Source organism: Parendozoicomonas sp. 2304DJ65-17 (assembly GCF_058148445.1).
The window spans coordinates 1-281 of sequence record NZ_JBYVJV010000048.1; the positions used below are offsets into that span (position 1 = coordinate 1).

Below are 281 nucleotides of genomic sequence, written 5' to 3' on the forward strand. Positions count from 1 at the left end.
GCAGTGGTGCTGGTGTTTATCAGTATCAGGCTCTTGTGCTGGTTAACCATGTGCCAGCTGCTGGTTCCGCAATCCTTGCACTTACTGGTGATATACGTGAAGCGGTCAGTAAGCGGTTTGGTGTTGATCTCGAGATAGAGCCAAGGGTTTATTAAATCTTTTTTCGTTTTGCTTATGTTGTTTTAAAAGCATAAAAAAATCCCCGATCAGAAATGATCGGGGGTTTTTTATCAGCGTATTTCAGTAGTAGTTACTGACCAGAGCTTTGGTCAACAACAGGT

The 281-nt window shown here is 42.7% G+C and carries 1 pseudogene; it reads left to right on the forward strand.

Annotated features, from left to right (window positions below):
* Positions 1 to 155: pseudogene (locus ACY2RR_RS24495) on the forward strand (UDP-N-acetylmuramate dehydrogenase); the annotation flags it as partial.
* Positions 156 to 281 lie beyond the last annotated feature (126 nt).